The sequence below is a fragment of the Szabonella alba genome (assembly GCF_016765775.1).
Taxonomy (GTDB): domain Bacteria; phylum Pseudomonadota; class Alphaproteobacteria; order Rhodobacterales; family Rhodobacteraceae; genus Szabonella; species Szabonella alba.
On the sequence record NZ_JAESVN010000040.1, the window covers coordinates 1 to 1,436 of the forward strand.

Consider the following 1,436-nt stretch of genomic DNA (forward strand, 5'->3'; position numbering starts at 1 on the left):
GAGGCGCGGCCCGTTTCCGGGCCGCGCACCGGGACGCTCCGGGAGAGTGGAGCGCCCGTGACGGGTCGGGATCAGGCGTTGGAACTGTCGTCGAGGCCCCCCAGCAGGCCCTCCGACCCCAGCAGACCACCCAGCAGCCCGCCGCCATCGCCGCCCAGCAGTCCACCAACCGTGTCGGTCACGCCATCCAGCGGGCCACCGTCACCGCCGAGCAACCCGCCCAGCAGGCCCTCATCGCCGCCCAGCAGGCCACCAACCGTGTCGGTCACGCCATCCAGCAGACCACCGTCCCCGCCGAGCAACCCGCCCAGCAGGCCCTCATCGCCGCCCAGCAGGCCACCAACCGTGTCGGTCACGCCATCCAGCGGGCCAGCGTCCCCGCCGAGCAACCCGCCCAGCAGGCCCTCATCGCCGCCCAGCAGACCACCAACCGTGTCGGTCACGCCATCCAGCAGACCACCGTCACCACCGAGCAACCCGCCCAGCAGGCCCTCGTCGCCGCCCAGCAGACCACCAACCGTGTCGGTCACGCCATCCAGCGGGCCACCGTCACCACCGAGCAAACCACCCAGCAGGCCCTCATCGCCGCCCAGCAGGCCGCCAACCGTGTCGGTCACGCCATCCAGCAGACCACCGTCACCGCCGAGCAACCCGCCCAGCAGGCCCTCATCGCCGCCCAGCAGACCACCAACCGTGTCGGTCACGCCATCGAGCGGGCCACCGTCACCGCCGAGCAAACCACCCAGCAGGCCCTCATCGCCGCCCAGCAGGCCGTCCAGCAAGCCGCCGCCCGTGCCGTCGCCGCCCCCGGCCAGCAGACCGGTGCCCGTCAGATCGCCCAACAGGCCCTCTGACCCGGTCACTGTCCCCAGCAGTCCGTCATTGCCGGTCACATCACCCAGAAGCCCTTCGGATCCGGTGATATCGCCCAGCACGCCGCCATTTCCGGTGACGCTCCCCAGCAACCCGCCATCAGCCAGAACCGGGTCCAGCAGGCCCTGATCCGGATCGGGACCATCGCCCAGAACCGGCACGCCGATCAGACCGCCCGTCAGACCGCCCAGCAGGCCGTCACTGCCCAGAAGATCACCCAGAAGCCCCTCGGACCCGGTCACATCGCCCAGAAGACCGTCATTGCCGGTGATGTCGCCCAGAAGGCCACCATCGGCCAGAACCGGATCAAGCAACCCGGCCGCAGGCTCGGTGCCATCCGTCGGGTCCGTTCCATCCGTCGGGTCCGTGCCGTCTGTCGGGTCCGTGCCATCCGTCGGGTCCGTGCCATCCGTCGGGTCCGTTCCGTCGGTCGGATCAGTGCCATCCGTCGGATCGGTGCCATCGGTCGGATCAGTGCCATCCGTCGGATCGGTGCCATCCGTCGGATCCGTGCCGTCGGTCGGATCGGTGCCATCCGTCGGATCAGTGCCATCCGTCGGATC

Annotated in this window: 1 protein-coding gene; it reads right to left on the bottom strand. The window is 70.4% G+C overall.

What is annotated here, in order from left to right:
• Window positions 1-71: 71 nt before the first annotated feature.
• On the bottom strand, window positions 72-1,436 hold a 1,365-nt coding region (locus JL811_RS20220; RefSeq protein ID WP_202690425.1), incomplete at its 5' end, for an ICP22 family protein.